We start from the raw sequence: 1,930 nt of genomic DNA, 5'->3' as shown, positions 1-1,930 counted from the left end.
CGCTCGATGTCGGCCTGCGACCGGCCGGCAAAGTGCTCTTTCAGGTTGTCTTTCAGGACCGCGATAAGGTTGCGCTCGCGGATGTCCCAGGTATCGCCGTACGTGCCCAGCTCAGCCGCGCCCGCCTGCAGGCTGAGCATGGCGAGCAGCGCGCCGGCGACTGCGCGCGCCAGCGGAGTTGCATGTGTCATCGGGAGGCTCCCGTTGGGGTGATCGGACAGGATTACTGCTGCGGGTTACCGGCCTTCATCAGCTCGGCGAGGCGCGCCTGAATCTCCGGCGTGGCGTCCGGCAGGCCGGTGACTACGGCCGGGCTCACCAGAATGGCCGCATCGTGTTCGCTGGCATATTCCGCCGTAGCGGTGGTGACGCTGCGGTCAAAGCGGGTCAGCAGCGCCTTACGCTGGTCGTCGGTCAGGTCAAGCTTCGCGGTCTGGCGGATAAGCGCGTTGGTCATGCCCTTCATGTCAAAGGTGACCAGCGCTGGCGGCTTCAGCCAGAGGAACCAGGCGGCCGCGCAGACGCCCACACTCAGCGCAACAGACAGGCCGCAGCACGTCACAAGGTGTTTTGTATTCAAAGTTGCATCTCCCGCAGCATGTGGATGATGTCGCGCTTGTGTGCGTCGTTGTCGGCCATCTCAAACAGGATGTCCTTGATGTCCGCGCCCTCGCGCAGGCGCTTCTCGCGGTAGGTGAAGTCCTCGCCTTTGGAGGAGAACAGCCCGTCGCTCAGCGGATCGAGGATGAGGCGGTGGAAGCTGGAGAATTCGCCCACGCTCAGCAGGAACGAGCTGTAGCGCGCCTTTTTCGCCGGCGGAAACTTCCTGATCATCTCCCACTCAAGCTCGTTAAACGCGTGCGGCTCTTCTTTCTGGAAGGTGGTGAACGATTTGGCGTCCTGCATACAGGTAAACTTGAACGAGCTGTTGTCGTAGGCTGCAAGCGCCGCCGTGGACAGGTTTTTATCGCGTATCGCCTGGGTCACTGTACCGTAGGAGCCGTTGTGACGGCGGGCGGTGCGGTAGCCTTCCTCGATGAAGTCTTTGATCTTGGTGCTCGATCCGCCCAGCAGCTTCCAGCCCTCGTCGATGATGTTCATCTTCCGCATGCTGCGCGGCGTGGTGTACATCATGTTCTCGTTCCAGATCATGATAGTGAAGAGAATGGCCGACAGCAGGTCCTGCTGCTTGCGCAGGTCGCCCAGCTCGGTGACCACGAACTGCAGGTCAGGCTTCAGGGTCGGCTCAGAGGAGTTGAAGAACTTCCCGTAGATGCCTGTGGTGCTGTATTTGCCGAGCAGCGTGGTGATTTCGTCAATTCGTCCGCCAATCAGCGAGGAGTGCTCGCGGGTAATCGCGGCCTGCTGTTTTTTGAGGTACTCAATGACGTGATCGATACGCATGTCCTGCTGATACTGAGGCCACGACTCGGTGATGGCCTCCAGAATCAGCGACTCATGCACCTCGTCCAGCAGGCCGTTGGGGCTGGCCAGAATGCACAGCTGATCGCGAATACGCTCGGCCGCAAGCGTAATGTCGGTAACGTTCGCAAACGGGTTAAAGCGCAGCGACTCGCCGTTGATGTAGGTGCCGCCCAGGCTGCTGCAGGCCGCCTTGTAAGAGTCGCCGATGTCCTGCACCGCCACCGTGCCCCCCTTGTCCAGCACCGAGCGCGCAATGGAGTTCGCCAGCACCGACTTGCCTGCACCCGAGGTGCCGGACATAAACCAGTTGAAGTTGGTGTTCGGCAGGCTTTCGTCAAACACGTCAATAAACGCGACCTGGTTGCGGTAGCTCGGAATAAGAATGCCCGAGGCGCACAGCTTGTTATCCCCGATGACCGGCATGAGGTTCACCGCATGAAACGACTCCGAACGCTGGATGCCGCCGGTCTTGCGGCAGTCGGCGCGCAGCTTCTTGTTCACCATC

Annotated in this window: 3 protein-coding genes; all 3 read right to left on the bottom strand. The window is 60.7% G+C overall.

Annotation, left to right across the window (positions count from 1 at the left end):
- A partial coding sequence (locus BBB56_RS23260; RefSeq protein ID WP_148085453.1) for a hypothetical protein occupies positions 1-191 on the bottom strand: 191 nt, incomplete at its 3' end.
- 32 nt (positions 192-223) lie between these two features.
- Complete coding sequence (locus BBB56_RS23255; protein WP_123803256.1) at positions 224-580, bottom strand: TrbI F-type domain-containing protein; 357 nt, start codon at positions 578-580, stop codon at positions 224-226.
- On the bottom strand, positions 577-1,930 hold a 1,354-nt coding region (locus tag BBB56_RS23250), incomplete at its 5' end, for a TraG/VirB4 family ATPase (protein WP_123803255.1). The genes BBB56_RS23255 and BBB56_RS23250, both read right to left, overlap by 4 nt.

Origin of the sequence: Candidatus Pantoea deserta (genome assembly GCF_003813865.1) — a bacterium.
GTDB classification, from domain to species: Bacteria; Pseudomonadota; Gammaproteobacteria; order Enterobacterales; family Enterobacteriaceae; genus Pantoea; species Pantoea deserta.
Note: the sequence above shows the minus strand (reverse complement) of the source record. Positions and strands in the feature narration are given on the sequence as shown.